We start from the raw sequence: 18,180 nt of genomic DNA on the forward strand, positions 1-18,180 counted from the left end.
CATGACGACCTCAAAACCTCTGCTGGAAATCCGCAACCTGCACATCGAAGGGCATTACGAAGATGCCTGGCATCCGCTGATCAAGGGCATCGACCTGACCCTGCAACGGGGCGAGGTGCTGGGGCTGATCGGCGAGTCCGGCGCGGGCAAGTCGACCCTCGGCCTGTCGGCCATGGGCTACACCCGCGACGGCTGCCGGATCACCGGTGGCTCGGTGCACTTCGACGGCATCGACTTGCTCAACGCCAAGCCTGAAGCCCTGCGTAAACTGCGGGGGCTGCGTATTGCCTATGTGGCACAGAGCGCGGCAGCCTCGTTCAACCCGGCCCATCGCCTGATCGACCAGCACGTCGAAACCGCTGTGAAAAACGGCGGCATGAGCCGTGAGCAGGCCATGCGCGAGGCGGTGGAGTTGTACCGGGTACTGCGCTTGCCCAATCCCGAAACCATCGGCCAGCGCTATCCGCATCAGGTCTCCGGCGGCCAGTTGCAGCGGGTCATGACCGCCATGGCGATGGCCTGCCATCCGGACCTGATCATCTTCGACGAACCGACCACCGCGCTGGACGTCACCACCCAGATCGAGGTGCTGGCAGCCATTCGTGACGCAGTCGCGACCTATGGCAGCGCGGCGATCTACATCAGCCACGACCTGGCGGTGGTGGCGCAGATGGCCGACCGCATCATGGTGCTGCGTCACGGCAAGCTGGTGGAAGAGGCCGAAACCCGGCAGATGCTCGGTGACCCGCAGGAGGACTACACCAAGTCGTTGTGGGCGGTGCGCAGTTTCCGCACCGAACCCAAGGCCTGTCCGCAGCAGGAACAACCGCTGTTGGAACTGCGCAACAGTTGCGCCAGTTATGGCCAGCAACCGGTGCTGCACGACGTTTCCCTCAAGCTCTACCGTGGTCAGACCCTGGCGGTGATCGGCGAGTCAGGCAGCGGCAAAAGCTCCACCGCGCGGTTGATCACCGGTTTGCTGCCACCGACCTACGGCCAGGTGCTGTACGACGGCGAACCCTTGCCGGCGGACTTTCGCCAGCGCAGCAAGGAGCAACTGCGGCGCATCCAGATGATCTACCAGATCCCCGACACCGCGCTGAATCCGCGTCAGCGCATCGTCGACATCATCGGCCGGCCGCTGACGTTTTATCTGGGCCTCAAGGGTAAAGCCATGCGCGCCCGGGTTGCCGAACTGCTGGAGATGATCGAACTCGACCCCGCGACATTCATGGATCGTCAGCCCCGGGAGCTGTCCGGCGGGCAGAAGCAACGCATCTGCATCGCCAGAGCCCTGGCGGCCGAACCGCAACTGATCATCTGCGATGAAGTGACCTCGGCCCTCGACCAACTGGTGGCTGAAGGCGTACTGAAATTGCTCAACCGCATCCAGCAGCAACTGGGTGTCGGCTATCTGTTCATCACCCATGATGTTGCTACTGTGCGGGCGATCGCCGATGAGGTATTGGTGATGCAACGGGGCAGGGTGGTGGACCACGGCTCGCGCAGCCAGATCTTCACCCCGCCGCATCAGGACTACACCGGGCTGCTGTTTTCTTCCGAACCGCAAATGGACCCCGACTGGCTCGACCGGTTGCTGGCCACGCGCGCTTCCACACCTTCAACCGATACGCTGGAACAAGTCTAAGGAACCACCATGAAAGTACTGATCGTCCACGCTCACCCGGAGCCGCAATCCTTCACCGCCGCCCTGCGGGACCAGGCTGTCGCCACGCTTGAAGCCCAGGGCCACGAAGTGCAGGTCAGCGACCTGTACAAAATGAACTGGAACCCGGTGGCCAGCGACGCGGACTTCTCGAATCGGGAAAACCCCGAATACCTGGTCTACGCCCTGGAACAACGCCTGGGCGTGAAGAGCCAGTCGCTGGCGGCGGATATCCAGGCTGAGCTGGACAAACTGCTGTGGGCCGACCTACTGATCCTCAACTTCCCGATCTTCTGGTTCTCCACCCCGGCCATGCTCAAGGGCTGGATCGACCGGGTGCTGGTGTCGGGCATTTGCTATGGCGGCAAGCGTTTCTACGATCAGGGCGGTCTGGCCGGCAAGAAAGCGCTGGTGACCGTGACCCTGGGCGGGCGTGAACACATGTTCGGCGAAGGTGCGATTCACGGTCCGCTGGAGGACATGCTGCGGCCGATCCTGCGTGGCACCCTGGCTTATGTTGGTTTTGATGTGCTGGAGCCGTTCGTGGCCTGGCATGTGCCGTACATCAGTGACGAGGCGCGCCAGCAGTTTCTGGTGGATTACGGGCAGCGACTGCAGCATTTGAGCGATGATCAGCCGCTGGTGTTTCCGAAGTTGGCGGAGTTTGATGACAAGCTCTATCCGCTGACAACCAATGCCTGATTAACACCCTAAACCCTGTGGGAGCGAGCTTGCTCGCGATGAGGACATCAGCTTCAACATCCATGTTGACTGAGCCACCGCCATCGCGAGCAAGTTCGCTCCCAAAGGTTTTTGGTGTGTGCCATGTATTCTGCAGCCTGCGTAGGGCGTCTTCGGATGCGCCGGGTTCCTGGGCCGGTCTACCAACCTGCGTATGGCCACCACCCCTCGTTTGGTATTGGCAGTGAATCGGGCGCTGGATCGGCTCGATCCGGCTGAGTAACCGCACATCCGCAGATCACCAATAGACCTGTAGGAGCGAGCCTGCTCGCGATATCGGCCGTACATTCGACATTTATGTGCCTGATACACCGCCATCGCGAGCAGGCTCGCTCCTACACAACGTCCACCGCTTGTACGGAAGTCCTTCTGTGCGGGGCCGTTGAACTACACTTTTCAGTTACTCCACCCGATCGGCAGGCGACGCATGGCGCCGCTTGCCGCCCGCCAGTCGACCCAAAGGCTTGCCCGTTGTGGCAAGCCTGTCGGAGGTCATCATGAAACGATTTTCACCGGTCAGCCTGTGTATCGCATTGTCGATTTTGAGTGCCCCGGGTTGGGCGCAATCGGTGGTGCCGATGAAAGGGCAAAGTTCGCAACAAACCCAGGCCGACATCAACGAATGCAATAGCATCGCCGCTAGCCAGAGCGCCTCGACGGCTTCCACGCCTTCCGGCGGGAGGATCAAGGGTGCTGCTGCCGGGGCCGCCGCCGGCGCGGTCGGGGCCCAGGTGCGGGGCAATCAGCATGACGAAGCTTATGATCGAGTCGACGATGACAGGAAACAGGACTATCGCCAGAACCGCGCCAAGGAGACGGCGGCGGCCGGCGCCGTGGTCGGTGCTTCACGTCAGCGCCAGGAACGCCGGGAGCAATCGAAAACCACCCAGGCGAACACCACGACGGCTTACACCAGCTGTTTGCAAGGCAAGGGTTATCAGGTCAATCCTTGAATCAGGTATGGAACAAACTGTGGGAGCGAGCTTGCTCGCGATGGCGGCGGCACATTCAACATCCCGGTGTCTGACCCACCGCTATCGCGAGCAGGCTCGCTCCCACAGGGATCTTCAGTGTTTCGAGAATTCGGTCAAGAGCACAATTTCCGGGGCTTGAGCTCGCTGTTTCAAGAAAACAGACGGATAAGGAAACGGCCTGTAGCTCCAATCTGACAACCGTTCATCGGTGAACTACGCTGCGATACGTACTCTGGATTTGAATTTCGTGACGTAAGGATCTGACACATGCGGAGCAGGCTGCTCGCTGTAATGTTTACTGTTTTCGGGATGTTTTGGTCGGTGCAACTGTGGGCTGAAGACGCCCCGAAAGTGGTCGATGCTCCCGTTGAATTGAAAGTGGCCAACCGCAGCATCATGGTGTTTCGCGCGACCATCCTCGGTGAAGCCCCGGCCTCGCGGGTCAAACGGGCGAAAGCGGTGATCGGTGAGGCGCTGGATGACGCCGACGATCTCAATGTCACCCTCGACCCGATCATGAAAAGCTACATGGTGCTGCTGGGGTCTCGCCGTGCTTTTATCGTTTCGCCCAAGGATTTCGACGAGACCGAATTCGACTCGGTGCAACTGGCCGCCGAAGCCGCGGCCGACAGGCTGCGCCAGGTCGTGGCCGAAACCCGGGAAGCCCGTAGCCTGCAGTTGATCCTGCGTTCCGTCGTCGCCGCGTTGCTGGCCACCGGCATTTACATCGCGCTGCTGTTCGGCATGTCGTACCTGCGGCGCAGAGTGCTGCAGAATCTGCCTGAACTGATGCATCGGCACACCCAGGCGCTGAAAGTCGGAAAGGTTCCGCTGATCGACGCCAACTTCCTGTATCCATTGGTCAGCCGCGTGCTGGAGTTGCTGCGCTGGGTCATCGTGCTGCTGCTCTCTTACGAGTGGTTGGGGTTTGTCCTGTCGCGGTTTCCCTATACCCGGCCTTGGGGTGAAAGCCTTAACAACTATCTGCTGGAAGTCGCCGACTATTTGCTGCAAGGGATTCTAGGGGCCATCCCCGGGCTCGGCGTGGCGCTGGCGATCTTTTTCATTGCCCGTGGCGCGACAGCGTTCTCTCGCCGGATACTGCGGCGCATGGCCACGCCCGGCACCTTCAACTGGCTGAACCACGAAACCCTGAAACCGACTCAGCGCCTGACTTCGCTGGCAATCTGGTTGTTTGCCCTGGCCATGGCTTATCCCTACTTGCCGGGTGCGGGTACTGATGCGTTCAAAGGCTTGTCGGTGCTGGTCGGCCTGATGATCTCCCTGGGTGCTTCCAGCGTCGTCGGGCAGGCGGCGGCCGGATTGATCCTGACGTACACCCGAACCCTGCGTCCCGGTGAGTTCGTGCGCATTGGCGAGCACGAAGGGACGGTCACTGAACTGGGCATGTTCACCACGAGCATTCGTACCGGCCTGGGCGAAGTGCTGACCCTGCCCAACTCGATGATCACCGGTACGGTCACCAAGAACTACTCACGGGTCGTACAAGGCCCCGGTTATGTGGTCGACACCGTGGTCACCATTGGCTATGACACCCCCTGGCGGCAGGTCGAAGGGATGTTGCTGGAAGCCGCCAGACGCACGCCCGGCGTCCTCGAAACCCCACCGCCGCAGGTGTTCCAGACGGCATTGTCGGACTTCTACCCGGAATACCGGCTGGTGGCCCAGGCCATACCCAGCCAGCCTCGACCGCGCGCCGTGCTGTTAAGCATGCTGCACGCCAACATCCAGGACGTGTTCAACGAGTACGGTGTGCAGATCATGTCGCCGCACTATCTGGGCGATCCGCAACAAGAGAAATGGGTGCCCAGGGACAAGTGGTACATGGCGCCTGCGCAGGAGTCGAAGGAAACGTTGAAGTAATGGCAGGGTGGGGTAGGTAGGGCGAGGACGAACATTGTGCAGGGGGCGATGAGCGACCCGGGGGAGGCCGCTCAGTTGTAGCGGTGTCAGAAAAGCATGTAGGCGGATGCAGTCGTCTGATTCAGGTCGATCTCTCCGACCTCCAGAACTTCGTATTCAGCGCGCAGGCCGATGTTGCGAAAGACATCGAACTCGACGCCGACGCCGTAGGTCAGGTCAACCCCGGTATCGTCGTCGGTGGCATTGCCGTCGGCGTCCCAGGCGTGAGCACCGACACTGCCGAATACCCGCAAACGATCGCCCAGCGGAAAGCCGACATGGGCGGCAGCCTGAGCCGATTTACCATCGAAATCGACATTCTTGTCCTTGAATTGACCCAGGTCGACGTAGGCCCCCTCGAAGGCCAGGTAGCTATTGACGCGATACCCGGCATAAACCTTGTAGCTGGTGTCGTCGTCGTCCAATCTGGATTCGTCGGTCTGTATGCTGCTTACGCCAGCTCCAAGATATAAACCTTTGTCATCAGCGAGCGCCTGAAAAGACAGCAGCGATAGCAGTGAAGCGAAGCCAAGGTTTCGAAGTAGCATGGGTGGTGGAGTCCTTGTTCAGGTTTGTCTGGTGTTAGGGTTCGGCGAGCATTTGAGGGGCCATGAAGGGTTAATAAAAATCATTGATTGATATTTTTGAGTCGTAAGGCGGGATGTTTTCCGGACATTGAAAGTAGCGTCTTGCCAATGCTTGAATTGGCAGCGCTTTGGAGAACAACCAGCCTTGCGCCAATAAAACCCCCTCCGAGACCAGATGCGGCAGTTGCTCCTGAGTCTCGACACCTTCGGCCACGACCTTGAGTCTCAGCGACCTGGCCAACTGGGCAATGTGGCGCCACAAGGCATCCTTGGCCGCGATCTTGTCGTCGGCGATGAATGAGCGATCTAATTTCAGAATGTCGAAAGGCACTGAATCGAGGAGCGAGAGGTTGGAATAGCCGATACCGAAGTCGTCCACGGCAATACGATGTCCGCACGCACGAAGCCGTCGCAATTGCAGGGCGGCAGGCTTCTGATCGATCAGGGTCCTTTCGGTGATTTCAAAAGCCATGGCGGACACTGGCATGTTGTAGGTTGCCAGCACGCTGGCCACATAGTCTGGAAAACTTGGGTCCTGGATATCCTGGGCGCAAAGATTGACCGTAATGTAGAAGTCCTTGCACGCCCAAAGGTAGGTACTGTAATCCTCCGCCACCTGTCGAATTACCGAACGTGTAAGTACGCGGATCAAGTCGGATTTTTCCGCCACCGCAATGAAAACATCCGCAGGCACTTGGGTGCCGTTGTCGTTCCAGCGAGAAAGTGATTCAGCGCCCACCAGATAGCCCGTCGTCAGGTTGACGATAGGCTGGTAGTGAACATCCAGCCTGTTGGCTTTCAGGGCATTGCGAAGCCGTACGGCGGTAGAGGTGTAATGCCGTTTGACACACCATGCGAGCAAAAACAGCGCTGCGAACACGCAGACAAGGCCAATGAATAATTTGAATTTGAGACTCGTCAGGTAGCTCAACGGAAGAGAAATGACCGAGATCAGTTCATTTCGGTTGCCCGCAAAGGCGATGAGGACCTTGTCTGCTGAGGTAACCAGTTCTTCCAGGTGGAACGGTTTCTGCATCGCCAGCGGTTTGTGGCCCGTAGAGGCAATGGGCACTGCGCCGCCGGGGCCGATGAGGTCCAGTTGCAGGTCCCTGGGAAACTTCAAGTTGTCGAGCAGGAGCTTCTTGTTTGCCCAGACGTAGGTTGACTGTTCCGACACAATGATAAAATCGGAGTCCGCAGAAACCGTGTGGCCAGCATCCACCCAGTAGGTTCGCTTTCCAACGGAAAACTTGCGCTTGTCGCTATCGGCCAGTATCGAGGGAGGTGCTTGTCCGTAGGAGGAACAGATCTTGCCATTGGGCAACTGGATTGCCGCTTGATCAACAAATCGCAGGTTCTTGACCAGGTCAGCCAGTTGTGAGTATTGCTCTACGGAGCATTCCTGACCCGAGCGATCGAGATCGCCGAGGGTTTCCAGTACTTTGTCGATCTGCGCATTGGGCTCCACTTGAGCAGCACGCAGATCGGCATAAACGTTATTCAACTTCCGTGCAACGAATTGATCCGCCAGCCCTCCAGCACAGAACCATGCGGCCCAACCTGCGGCAGCAATCAGACATACAGTGACTGCGTGCCTTCCAAGTAACGCTTTATATGCGGCAACCATCGAAAAACTCCGAGGTATCATTAATTCACTGTGCTTTCTGTCGTCACGGATTAAGCGACTTCAGTACCAGTCAATTACCCAAGCCAACAAGATGCCGCTGGCATAGACTGTAATACACAGTGCGATTTTCTGCTTGAGTGGCAGTGTGTTTATTCGATGTTGCATGCTTATCTCCTTGAGTAGGCAAATAAGCAATTGTGGAAACTTGTGGTTAATCAAGGAAAATCATTAATCATCATTTTTGCGGCTTTGATAAACGCCTGTTAACGAAAAGTTCTCTCCCCGACGACCTGGTTGTAAACAGATGAGGTCGTGTTCCTTGGCCTGGCCGAGTTGCGCTTGGCCGTTTCCGACGGAGTCTCTCCGTAAGCCAGTTGATAGGCCTTGGAAAACCGGCCCAGATGGTGAAAATTCCAAAACATCGCGGTTTCTGTGACGGTAGGCCACGTTTTATTGATCAGGTCGCGACGGGCGCTTGCGAGTCTCAAGTTTCTGATATAAGCGATTGGCGATATCCCGAACGTTTCAATAAAGCCAAAATGCAAAGTGCGTGTGGTGGTTTCCAGTTGCCTTACCAGCGATTTTATAGTGAGCGTTTTTTTTGTGTTTTCATGAATGTACTGTATGGCTTGTATCGCCACCTTTCTTCTTGTCGGGACTTTGCGGATGAAGCGGCCAGCGGGCGTCAACGATTGCAACAGAGAAGCGAGTACCGCACTTTCAATCGTCGAACCCTCTGTTTCGCTGCGCTGTGCTGAAGCAGCGTCGTTGATGTCGACACAGCAAGCGCTGATGGCTTGAATGGCCGATTGTATGAATTGAAAGTTTTCAGCCTGGAAGCGGTGTTGTGTTCTGTTCGCAAGGATATCTATGACAGAGTGATGTTGGCGGCACCGCTCATAGTTTTCCAGTGTCGTGGTGATGGTGAAAAGTGTTTCATTCGGTTCGCAGGTGTAATGCACCGATTCATCACTGTGCAGTACGATGACTTCGTCAGGTCGTAGTTTTTGATTGTTTACGACCGGGCGGCCAATCGGTGCCTGGGAGATGGCGAATGTCACGAATCCGGCAGGGACAGAACTGACCAGCGTCACGGATGAGTCGAACTCAAGGCGACTGCACTGCAGTTGCGGACTGTGAAAGAGTTTGTGTTGCCGAATGCGCGCTTCATGCTCGGTCGGAATAAGGCTCATTTCCCATTTGCCTATTGTTCTATTCAGTTGGCTCGGCAAGGCAGAGGACAAATGAAAGATCTCGTCGGGCGGTGCGATACTCATGAAATTGAAGGCTCATCTGTTAAATGATAAGGGTCAAGCCTGACGGGCAGTCATGGAGAAGATGCGCGATTGGGCGTTCTCGCTGTCGGTGAAATCGACCCCATTGTCATTGGCTTTGAACGGGTTTTCAGAGTCCCCGGATCAGTTCCAGTTCCGCCGAAAATGCGTACTTGCTGTCCAACGGTGAGTCGTCCATGTGTTGAACGTTGCGTGGATCGATTTTCGAACTGAAGATCTGCGATTGGGGTTTCATCGGGTCAATGGCTGCTGCTGTAAAGGCGTAAAAGTCGTCAATACGATAACCGTTTTTTACCTGATAGCCAGTTTTCACAGTAGTTGGGGCCTTTTTGTTGGTTTCGACACTCGTCAATTTGGCACTGTAGACACCCTTGTCGTCGGCCATGGCCTTGAGAGAAAGCAATAAACCAAACGACACGGTGACGAAGTTTTTCAGTAGCATCGAGGCGATTCCTTATTAACAGTTTATTCAGGCAGCGCAGAATGTCAGCTGCATCTCTGCCACGACTTGGGCTGCAAATAATCTCACTTCGATGGTGCCTGCCAAAGTCAATAACTCATATTTGTCAGGTCGTCAGAAGAGGCCAGTCAGCGTTTGCCCGCCCCTCATAGAAGTATGAGCGAACTGGCGTAGCTCATGCCTGTGTCACTTTGTGGTGGGGCGGGGAGAGTAGAATCACTGCTCTGCTCGTCTGTATGATACTCATTCTCACTGTGAATCTTCAGATGCGATAGTTTCTGGCTGTCATCCGGGCTTGTTTCAACTTCATAATATTCAATGGTCGTGCTTTCCACGGAGTGCTCGTCGTGCGCCAACGAATAAAGTGGAATGGCAGACAGAAACAAGACCCCCAGGAATCTGAAAGTCGTCGATTTATGGGCTCGCAGGAAATGCATGGCGTTCACTTGATTCCCTCTGTAGGGCATTGTCCCGGACGAGAATCAAGCGGGCTCGATTCCAAGGATTATCGAGGAGGGATTTTTGGCGGGGGAGACGTTTGATTCAAATCAATAAGTATTATTTTTGTTTGAAAATTCTTTGATGTGAACCTTTGCCAGACGGGTGTCGAGCCCGTTCGGGAGGCCGATTAATGGTTCATGCAGCGCAAACGGCCAAGTTCATGGATGTAAAAACACACCGCGTTTTTATCCTGGGTCGGGATCAACTCGTAGTTCAGAATGGCGCCTTCTTGCAAGACGTATTGACGTCTAAAGAACAGGTCAGGGGTCTTTTCAATGGCAAAAAGTTCATTGTCCTGGCTGAGCTTGATGTTGCTGACTTTGATCTCGACGTGTTTATTGCTTTCTCCGATTATGTTCGCTGAGATGGTCGCGTTGCGGATTTTCCCATTCAGGCTTTCCAGCGTGGTCCCCGTGAGCCTGCCATGCCCGATAGTGAGGTACTCTTCGGTGTTGAGTTGGTTGAGATCTTCCAGCCATTGTCGGGATTTTGTCTGGTAACTGATATTTTCCATGTAGTGCGAAGGTGAGTAAACGAAACAGAAAATGCACAGTGCATTGATCAAACCTATAAGAGGCCAGTGAACGGCTTGCGAAATTTCAAATTTCATAAGGTGACTTCCAGACATTGACGAATCATCAAGGCGAGGTCCCTTTCGCTGCTGTTCAATTGTAGATTTGCAGTGCTTAGATCCTGGCGGATGCACGAAACGGAATAATTGGCTTTATACAGGTTGATCCAGACCTGGCCCTTCAGGTTTGGTGGCAGCTGTTCGGTTTGTTTGGCCGACAACTCCATCAGCGCTTGCGCCTCGGCAAGATCACTGCCCACGGCGTGTATGACCAGTCCATTCTTGTCGGCACTGGAAATTTCAATTTTTGGCGCGTCGAAGTCGAATTGAAAAACAGTAAAGGCAACGACTGCCAGCGTAACGATATAAGCGATCAGCTGGGCTTTTGTAATGCGCGCGGATTCATTGGTTTTACCTGAGGGTGCAAGCAGCCCATCACTACCAGCCGGCGGTAGTTGCTCAGCGATGGGGGCGGGGGGCTGCGTTGTTTCCTCCCGGGGTGCCGGTACATCTGCTTGTGCATCGACGACACATTGCCGGTTGAAGCAATATCCTCGTCGAGGAACAGTCATCAAGATCTCGTGATCCCGGCTGTCATTGAGAATATTGCGTAGTGAGAAAACCGTTTGATTCAAACTGCCGGAGGCAACCACGCGGTCATTCCAGGTGTATTCGATGATTTCATCGCGGCTTTTAGTGACACCTGGCTCCATGAGCAGCAGGTCCAACAGGCGCGACTCAGCTCTACCTAGCGTGGAATTCTGTACATCTCCATGGGGTGTTGTAATGGAAAGCATGGCGCTGTCCGGGTCGAACACCGCGACGGCGCCATTTTTCAACTTGAAGGTGTAACTCATAGAAATCTTCCGTTCAGGCGGTGCTGGCCTGAGTATAGGGGCCGGATTTGGCTCGGTACATTCTGGTCTGGGAGGTGAACGAAGATGAAGGCCCAGCGGAAGGTGCACTGTGTGTTGCATTTACGATGCTGGATTGGCTCGTTTCAGAGGCGTGCAGTTCGGCAAACAGCCCTGTCTGTCAGAGGTATCCGTTCAATCATACAAAGGAAAAGCATCGCTGGATGACCCATGGTTTTCGATTTGGACACCATGAATAATGCTTGGAATGGATTAACTGCGCTATCCGAAAACTGCAAGCTCGGGCAGGAGGGGGTGCGCGCGGCCACACCTCAATGAACTAACCTCGCTGTTGCGCCAGGCTTCTGTATCAGCCTGAACTATCAGGATACAAATCAATGATGGTGTTCTTGTGCACTTGGCTTGTGAAAGATTATTTTTGATTCTTATTAGCTTTTAACCAGGGACGTTACCGATTTAAATGGATCTCGAGGAACGTTGCGTGTTCACGGTTTATTTCTCGCGGCGTCAACGATCCTCACCTCTCGTTCTACGACTTTGCCCCGAGTCCTTTCATGAAGGGCCCGGGGCTTTTTTTTGGTTCTTCACGCCGTTGTCGTCATCGATCAAGGCAAAACATCGTAGCCACGTTGTTGCAGGCAGCTGCTGTAGACGGAGTTGTTGGCGGTGATGCTTTGTTCGCTCTCACTCAGATTCTCCCGGCGCGCCTGGCGTTGCCTGGCGCCCCCCACGACGACGCCGGCAGCCGCGGCACTGCGTGCGTGGTTCTGGCGATAGTCTTGGCGGGTATCGTCGTCGATCTGGTCATAGACGTTTTCATGTTGGCGGCCCCGAACTTCCGCCGCCGTCGCACCGGCTACCGCGGCGGTTGCGGCGCCCTTGGCCCGACCACCGGAGGGCACGGTGCTTTGTACCGGATGCTGCGCGTTGGCTTGGGATTGGCAGGCACTGGTGTCCTGCTGGATGGTCTGGGAGGTCTGACCTTTGAGGGGAATCACGGTTGCCGCCAGGGCGCTGGTGCTCATCAACAGCATCAGGATCGCCAGGGTATGGGCCAGAATTTTCATCATCGAGTCTCGCGTCAGGCGTCGGCACGGCTAACGGTTTGTCAGAGGGAAAACGCGGCGTGGCGCCACGTTGAAACCCCATGCCGGTCTGCTCGCGATGCCATCCAATGCCGGTGGACGGCAGGCACTTTCACGCTTGCGATGGGGTTTGCTTGAACGTCAATGCTTGAGGAGCAGGGCCTGCATATCGTCTGACATGCCTTTGAGTGCAACCTTGAAGTCATTGGCAACAATCGGCTGCTTGGCATTCTTGATGGTCTCGCCGAACACCTTGCGCACGATCTTCGCTACCGGCAAACCGGTTTTGGCGTCGATCAGGTTGGCTTCGATGTACATCTCGGCGGTCTGGTCCCGGTGCCCGGTGGCTGCTTGTGTCGCCCCGACAATGGCCCCGATTGGTACGACTTCATACCAGTGCATGCCTTCGTTGTTGGCGCTGACGTGAGTGATCGCCGCCTGCAGGATCAGCGACCGTGAATTGGTCGGTGCCAATTGTGGATAAGGGACGATCGCGTAGCGGCGGGCAAAGGCGGTCTTGACGCTGTTGCTGGCCATCAATTGCAGGTCTTGCAGGGTTTTCAGGCTGACGCGCGCGGTCGGCTGCGGCGATGGATACAGTTCCATCTGCCTGAACACCACTGTGGAATACGCGCGTGGATCGAACCCTGGCGATACCCAGCGCAATACTTTCTGCTCACTTGGCGTAGTTTGCTCCTCCAGGCCCTGGTAATTGCCCAGGAAGCCCGAGTATTGCTCTTGCTGCGCGACTTGCGAGACACAGCCGACCTGAAATACACAGCTCAAAGCAATACCCGCAATCCATTTATTCGACATGCCCATATGTTTGGTTCTCAAGTGATGAAAGTTGTCATTCGGGTTCCGACCTGGCCCCGGGCATTGGTCCGGGCGCCTTGTTTTCAGGCACCGGTATTTGCCAGTCGGTTACGCAAAGCAGGTGCTTGCACGCCGGTCAATGCGGGCCGAATGCTGCCCGTAGCGGCGGGATAATCCGAATCAATAACTCTCAAAAACTGTTAAACACACGGTCAGGACAAATTGCACATCGATCACAGTTGCCTACGCTAACCCTTGCAACGCCGGCTTTGGCATCGCCGTGACGTTCCTGTTCCCACGCTGATACGCCGTTTCGGACGGCCTGAAGGAGGCACCGCATGGACCGATTCACCGGCGGTTGTTTGTGCGGCAAAGTGCGTCTTGTCGCGTCGGGGCGCCCGTTCCGGGTTGGTGTTTGTCACTGTCTCGACTGCCGCAAGCACCATGGAGCGCTGTTCCACGCGTCCGCGATATTTCATCAGGATGCCGTGACAATCGAGGGCGAAACGCGTGACTACGCCGGGCGGCACTTCTGTCCGCAGTGCGGTTCGTCGGTGTTCTCACGCAGCGCAGACGAAGTCGAGGTGAACCTTGGATCTCTGGATGCCCCTGACCAGTTGACGCCAACCTACGAGAGCTGGACTGTGCGGCGCGAGGCCTGGTTGCCGGCGTTTGCACTCACCCGACACTACGAGCGCGATCGAGACGGCACGGGGCGATTTGAGGATTAGCAGGCACCTATTCATATGCCATAACAAGCGGCTATGACAATGAGCGCGAGAAAACACACCAACTGAACGCTAAAGAAGGCAAACCGAACTGCCACGAACGCATTGGTTTGCTCATGGGAGACGTGAACCAATGACTGGCACACGCGAGCGATCAGGACGAGTGTGGACAAGTAGTTCACTGCGGCGCCGTTGACATCAAGGGCTGTAATCACGAACACGATGACGCCAAACACAGGCAGGTTTTCCACACAGTTGGCGTGGGCCCTTGTCCCGCGGCGATACCAATCTTCGCCTTCGAGCCGATCGCTTCGGAAAGAGGCGATCGGAACACTCGAGAACAGGATTGCGACCCAGCGATAAACCCCGACGGTTGCCATCAATAGCAGCAAGGTCCAGGTCGCAAACCCAAGCAGCATCCACATCGGTATCGTCATGGCCGCCATCCTCGATGGTTCATTGTCAGCACGTCGTCCCGCAGCGCGACCGACGAGCAGTCAGTCGCGCGCTGTCGGTCAATTGCTCATGATGGGGGCCAGAGCGGTCTGAATCCTGGACATCTGTGCTGGCGTTGTCATCTGCGTCAGCAGTCGACCGAAGTGTGGATGCCGTACGCCCGAGATAATGTATTGCCAGCGGTAGGCACTCAGCACGCAGGCCTTGATTTGCGCGGTCTCATCGACACTGAACGATCGTGAAGCATGACTGATGAAGTAGTCTGCATCGGCTGCCGATTGTGCCTGCAGGATTGCGTCGACGGCCGCTACCAGCGCAATCAGGTCATTCACTGCCTGGTCGTGCTCGGCCGACGAGAGTTTCGCGTGCTCGTCCTGCCATTCCAGTTCATCGAGTACGACGTGCCGGCTTTCATCCTTCCAGTGGAATTTGAAGACATCCTTGAACAACGGGCACAGTTCCTCGCGCGGGGCGATGCTTTGCACGTAGTGCGCCTGAACAAACAGCTCGATGTGACAGGTCAGCGCCAGCACCGACCAGGTACTGGCCGCCAGTACCGCGCGCGCCACCTCGTTTGGATCGGCAACCTGACGATATCCCGCTGGCAATTTCGAACTCATCATCGTCTCCATGCGCCGAAACAACTCCTGGTGCTTGATCTCGTCGTTGGAAAAACGCACCAGCGCTTCAAGGCCCAGTTGATTGTCAAATACATGGGCCCGACCCTGATCGAGCATCTTGGCACTGATAAAACGCTCGACCAGGCCAAAGATGTACGCATAGGTCCGGCCCTGGATCTGACTGAGCAGGCACGCCTGGGCCGCATCGAGAAAGGTCAGGCGGTCGACCTGCGACAGTCCGTCGGGGAGGAATTTGCGCGAGAAGTCGAAACTGCGGTCCTGGAGCAGATCGCGATCGATCTGCCATTCGGACTTTTTCGATGACCTGACCATTTGCGCATAACGGGCGGTGTTGCCTGACGCTGAGCCGGGTAGGGTAACGACGCTGTTCATATGGATCTCCTGCTGCCCTGGTGGCGTTGGAATGGGGCAATTTCGGTTGACGTCGGAGCCAATGACCCTGGGTGAAGCCTCTGGGGACAGTTTCGATCGCTGATTCCGCGTTGGTGCTAATCTAGGCGTCGCAGTTCAGGCGGTGAATGACCGGTGCGCCTGAAAACCTGCTCCGGACTCCGGAAAGGAGGGCGGTCAAGTGTTGGATGCGCTTTCTGATGTGTTGCGTGTGATTCGGCTGTCTGGAGGGGTCTTCCTCGAGGCGGAGCTCACTGCGCCCTGGTGCATCAACGGCAGAATCTCGGCAGATGATTGCAAGCCGTTCCTGGCGGCACCTCGACACATCATTGCGTCGCACTTTGTCGCCGCGGGGCGCATGCAAATTCAAATCGATGGTGGTGCCGCCATCGAGGTAGGGGCAGGCGAACTCGTTTTGCTTCCTCGCAACGACGCACATTCTTTTGGCAGCGACCTGAGCATTGCGCCCATGCCAGCCAGAGAAGTCATCCAGCCGCCAGAAGTCGGCGGCATATCACGGATCAAGTACGGCGGGGGCGGCGAGGCCACGCAGTTGCTGTGCGGGTTCCTCGGTTCAGAAACACCCTTCAGTCCGTTGCTTTCGTCGTTGCCTTCCTTATTGAAGCTGGATTTGCGCGCGACGGCTTCGGGCACCTGGATCGAAAGCTCCTTTCGTTTTGCTGTCAGTGAAATCGCGGCGGGCCGCGTCGGTTCGACAACGGTCATCGCCAAGCTATCGGAACTGCTATTCGTCGAAGCCGTCGGCCAGTATGTCGCCAGCCTTCCCGCTGAGCGGCGTGGGTGGCTGGCGGGGTTGCGGGATCCGCATATCGGGCGCGCACTGGCGCTATTGCATGCCCGTCCAACCGAAGGCTGGACGGCAGAAGCCCTGGCGCTTGAAGTGGGCATGTCGCGCTCGGTGTTCGCCGAGCGCTTCACGGCGTTGGTCGGACAGCCACCGATGCAATACCTGACGCTGTGGCGCATGCACGTGGCGGCTCAACAGTTGCGCGAAGGTCGCGGCAATGTGGCGCAAATCGGCTTTGCCGTTGGCTACGACTCCGAAGCCGCGTTCAGTCGCGCATTCAAACGCCAATTCGGCACATCCCCCGGCACCTGGCGCAGACAATCCGCATGAGAAGGGGCGGTACCACCTCTTCATGGTTACCTGACCAGGCTTGACCCTTGCTCAAGGATATCGAGGCGATTCTGCCCGAGCCTGGCTGGTTCGTAGCGCTCTGGCTACCTGGGCTTGAATCTCGTAGGCAGGCGCCTCGACGGCTTCGTAATCACGGGTATAACGAGTGGCGAACTCGCGATCGCCCCATTGCTGGTACTGCTGCACGTGCTTCAACTCATGCGCCCACAGCGCGACATCGTTAAGTGCATCTTCGGGATTTCGAAAGACGATGATGTCGATAAGGGTGACCGCACGTACATCGGGATTCTGCAGCATGGTGTGTGCGGCGTTCAGCTCCACATCATCGCCTACCTTGTAGCGAACCGAATCGAGCACTTGAATGTCATAGTAGGGTTCGAGCTGGGCCCGGATATTCAGCGGGATTGGCTGGATATCGCCGGTTGCCGCGGTATTGCGCGATTGCACAATCCAGTTCTGCAATCCAGAGGCCGCCATCTGGTTCATGTCGTTGAAGATCGTTCCAGCTTCCTCTTCGGAACCTGGAGCACAAAAACAAGCGACCATGCAGACCTGATACTGCCCGGCCGGGCAGGCGAAAACCGAGGACGAGGTGCCGGCACAAAAGAGCACGATCGCTAACCGGAAAACTTGACGCAAAAAAATAGCTGGCAATGGGTTCTCCCATGGGCAATGGCGGTCGGCAGGTAATACGTTGGGCGTCTCGCGCCCATTGTGCTGCCGTGTGTTGGACCGCTGCGACACCGTTCGATTCCCTGGGTTCCTCAGTTTCTTTTGGCCATGCCGAGCAGGTCAGCTTTGGCGTGGGCTTCGCTGTCAATCTGCTCTAACCCCAAAGACTGACGCAGCTGCGCCGGACTCACTCCAAGGCGTTGCTTGAAGGTGGTCGCCATGTGCGCCTGGGAATTGAAACCGCAGGCGTAGGCGATTTCCGTCAGGGTGGCGGTCGAATCGCGCATCAGGGCACGGGCCTTGGCGACGCGTCGGTCGATCAGGTAGCTGTGCGGGCTTTTGCCGGTGGCGTTTTTGAAGGCCCGCATGAAATACCCTTCGGACAATCCAAGCAGGCCCGCCATTGCCGGCACGCTCAACGGGTCTTCGAGGCCTGCATCAATGAACTCATCGAGCAAGCGCATCCGGCTGCCGGTTATCGAGCCATGGGGTGTTGTCGACACCGCTTCGCTACCGGTCGCCCGTTCGGACAATGCCAGTGCCCAGGCCTCCCAATCGTCCTCCACAGAGGACAGCAACAGCGCCGCACGCATACGCCACGCGAGAGCGGTGGCCTGCCGGTCGATGCGATTGTTGAAGGCACGATCCCCCATCAACGCCATGCCATCGGTGCGAATCACCCGCAAGTATTCGCCGCCCTGGGGGGATTCGGACAACACGTCACACCCGGCGGGGACGAACGCCAGGCCGTTGGGCACGGCATCGAAGGGGCGTATTCGGTCGCTGCCGATGGCGTGCAGGCCTCGCTGGCTGTCGAAGGCGAAGCCGATTCCCGCCTGGGTCGCGACATAGCGGGTCGCGTAGGCGCAACCGGGGAGCAATTCGATCGCCCAAGGGCCGGCCTCGATACGACGGACCGGTTCGGACAAGCGTGGTGGCGGCGGGCGATTTCGATGACTCATGGACACCATAGTAGTGAAGAGGGGGGACAAAAGTCAGGTCGGTTTTTTGAA

18 protein-coding genes are annotated in these 18,180 nt (G+C 56.9%); 6 read left to right on the plus strand and 12 right to left on the minus strand.

Annotated features, from left to right (window positions below):
- Window position 1 precedes the first annotated feature (1 nt).
- The 4 genes from ABIE16_RS09065 (at window position 2) to ABIE16_RS09080 (ending at window position 5,265) form a co-directional block, all read left to right on the plus strand.
- On the plus strand, window positions 2-1,648 hold the full coding sequence (locus tag ABIE16_RS09065; RefSeq protein WP_102669585.1) for an ABC transporter ATP-binding protein: 1,647 nt from the start codon (window positions 2-4) through the stop codon (window positions 1,646-1,648).
- A gap of 9 nt (window positions 1,649-1,657) precedes the next feature.
- Window positions 1,658-2,368 carry an NAD(P)H-dependent oxidoreductase gene (locus ABIE16_RS09070; RefSeq protein WP_057714912.1) on the plus strand — a complete coding sequence of 237 codons (711 nt, stop codon included), beginning with the start codon at window positions 1,658-1,660 and terminating at the stop codon, window positions 2,366-2,368.
- Window positions 2,369-2,904: 536 nt separating this feature from the next.
- On the plus strand, window positions 2,905-3,360 hold the full coding sequence (locus ABIE16_RS09075; protein WP_057714911.1) for a YMGG-like glycine zipper-containing protein: 456 nt from the start codon (window positions 2,905-2,907) through the stop codon (window positions 3,358-3,360).
- 288 nt (window positions 3,361-3,648) lie between these two features.
- Complete coding sequence (locus ABIE16_RS09080) at window positions 3,649-5,265, plus strand: mechanosensitive ion channel family protein (protein WP_429520932.1); 1,617 nt, start codon at window positions 3,649-3,651, stop codon at window positions 5,263-5,265.
- Between the two features lie 86 nt (window positions 5,266-5,351).
- Here the strand turns inward: ABIE16_RS09080 and ABIE16_RS09085 are convergent, their stop codons facing one another.
- The 8 genes from ABIE16_RS09085 to ABIE16_RS09120 all read right to left on the minus strand — a co-directional run bounded on the left by ABIE16_RS09085 (window position 5,352) and on the right by ABIE16_RS09120 (window position 13,127).
- A complete protein-coding gene (locus ABIE16_RS09085; RefSeq protein ID WP_057714909.1) occupies window positions 5,352-5,852 on the minus strand; it encodes an outer membrane beta-barrel protein in 501 nt (166 codons plus the stop codon).
- A gap of 70 nt (window positions 5,853-5,922) precedes the next feature.
- Entirely contained in the window at window positions 5,923-7,518 is a 1,596-nt protein-coding gene (locus tag ABIE16_RS09090; protein WP_340311827.1) for an EAL domain-containing protein, read from the minus strand.
- Window positions 7,519-7,781: 263 nt separating this feature from the next.
- Window positions 7,782-8,795, minus strand: coding sequence for a helix-turn-helix domain-containing protein (locus ABIE16_RS09095; RefSeq protein ID WP_429520933.1), 1,014 nt, complete (start codon window positions 8,793-8,795; stop codon window positions 7,782-7,784).
- Between the two features lie 127 nt (window positions 8,796-8,922).
- Window positions 8,923-9,255: a hypothetical protein gene (locus ABIE16_RS09100; protein ID WP_057714906.1), complete on the minus strand. Its 333-nt coding sequence runs from the start codon at window positions 9,253-9,255 to the stop codon at window positions 8,923-8,925.
- A gap of 646 nt (window positions 9,256-9,901) precedes the next feature.
- Window positions 9,902-10,384: a hypothetical protein gene (locus ABIE16_RS09105; RefSeq protein ID WP_429520934.1), complete on the minus strand. Its 483-nt coding sequence runs from the start codon at window positions 10,382-10,384 to the stop codon at window positions 9,902-9,904.
- Complete coding sequence (locus ABIE16_RS09110; protein ID WP_159389889.1) at window positions 10,381-11,202, minus strand: transcriptional regulator; 822 nt, start codon at window positions 11,200-11,202, stop codon at window positions 10,381-10,383. The genes ABIE16_RS09105 and ABIE16_RS09110 overlap by 4 nt, the downstream gene beginning before the upstream one ends.
- A gap of 623 nt (window positions 11,203-11,825) precedes the next feature.
- Window positions 11,826-12,287, minus strand: coding sequence for a hypothetical protein (locus ABIE16_RS09115; RefSeq protein ID WP_340312208.1), 462 nt, complete (start codon window positions 12,285-12,287; stop codon window positions 11,826-11,828).
- Window positions 12,288-12,446: 159 nt separating this feature from the next.
- Window positions 12,447-13,127 (minus strand): DUF3313 domain-containing protein, encoded by a 681-nt coding sequence (locus ABIE16_RS09120; RefSeq protein WP_057714902.1) that lies wholly within the window; start codon window positions 13,125-13,127, stop codon window positions 12,447-12,449.
- Window positions 13,128-13,459: 332 nt separating this feature from the next.
- Between ABIE16_RS09120 and ABIE16_RS09125 the strand changes: the two genes are divergently transcribed.
- Window positions 13,460-13,852, plus strand: a complete 393-nt coding sequence (locus tag ABIE16_RS09125; protein WP_057714901.1) for a GFA family protein — start codon at window positions 13,460-13,462, stop codon at window positions 13,850-13,852.
- Between the two features lie 11 nt (window positions 13,853-13,863).
- On the opposite strand, the gene ABIE16_RS09130 is transcribed toward ABIE16_RS09125, so the two are convergent.
- Together ABIE16_RS09130 and ABIE16_RS09135 are read right to left on the minus strand one after the other, a co-directional pair.
- The gene (locus tag ABIE16_RS09130) at window positions 13,864-14,286 is read right to left on the minus strand and encodes an MAPEG family protein (protein WP_057716609.1); all 423 of its coding nucleotides are present in this window, start codon (window positions 14,284-14,286) and stop codon (window positions 13,864-13,866) included.
- Window positions 14,287-14,364: 78 nt separating this feature from the next.
- Entirely contained in the window at window positions 14,365-15,318 is a 954-nt protein-coding gene (locus ABIE16_RS09135) for a hypothetical protein (RefSeq protein WP_429520935.1), read from the minus strand.
- A gap of 199 nt (window positions 15,319-15,517) precedes the next feature.
- On the opposite strand from ABIE16_RS09135, the gene ABIE16_RS09140 reads away from it, so the two are divergent.
- Entirely contained in the window at window positions 15,518-16,474 is a 957-nt protein-coding gene (locus ABIE16_RS09140) for an AraC family transcriptional regulator (RefSeq protein ID WP_090455113.1), read from the plus strand.
- A gap of 51 nt (window positions 16,475-16,525) precedes the next feature.
- Here ABIE16_RS09140 and ABIE16_RS09145 read toward each other — a convergent pair whose 3' ends face one another.
- Together ABIE16_RS09145 and ABIE16_RS09150 are read right to left on the minus strand one after the other, a co-directional pair.
- Window positions 16,526-17,149, minus strand: a complete 624-nt coding sequence (locus tag ABIE16_RS09145) for a DUF4157 domain-containing protein (protein ID WP_429521158.1) — start codon at window positions 17,147-17,149, stop codon at window positions 16,526-16,528.
- A 110-nt stretch (window positions 17,150-17,259) separates the two neighbouring features.
- Complete coding sequence (locus ABIE16_RS09150) at window positions 17,260-18,138, minus strand: helix-turn-helix transcriptional regulator (RefSeq protein ID WP_429521159.1); 879 nt, start codon at window positions 18,136-18,138, stop codon at window positions 17,260-17,262.
- Window positions 18,139-18,180 lie beyond the last annotated feature (42 nt).

Source organism: Pseudomonas sp. 2725, from assembly GCF_050434585.1.
In the GTDB taxonomy this organism is placed as follows: Bacteria; Pseudomonadota; Gammaproteobacteria; order Pseudomonadales; family Pseudomonadaceae; genus Aquipseudomonas; species Aquipseudomonas jessenii.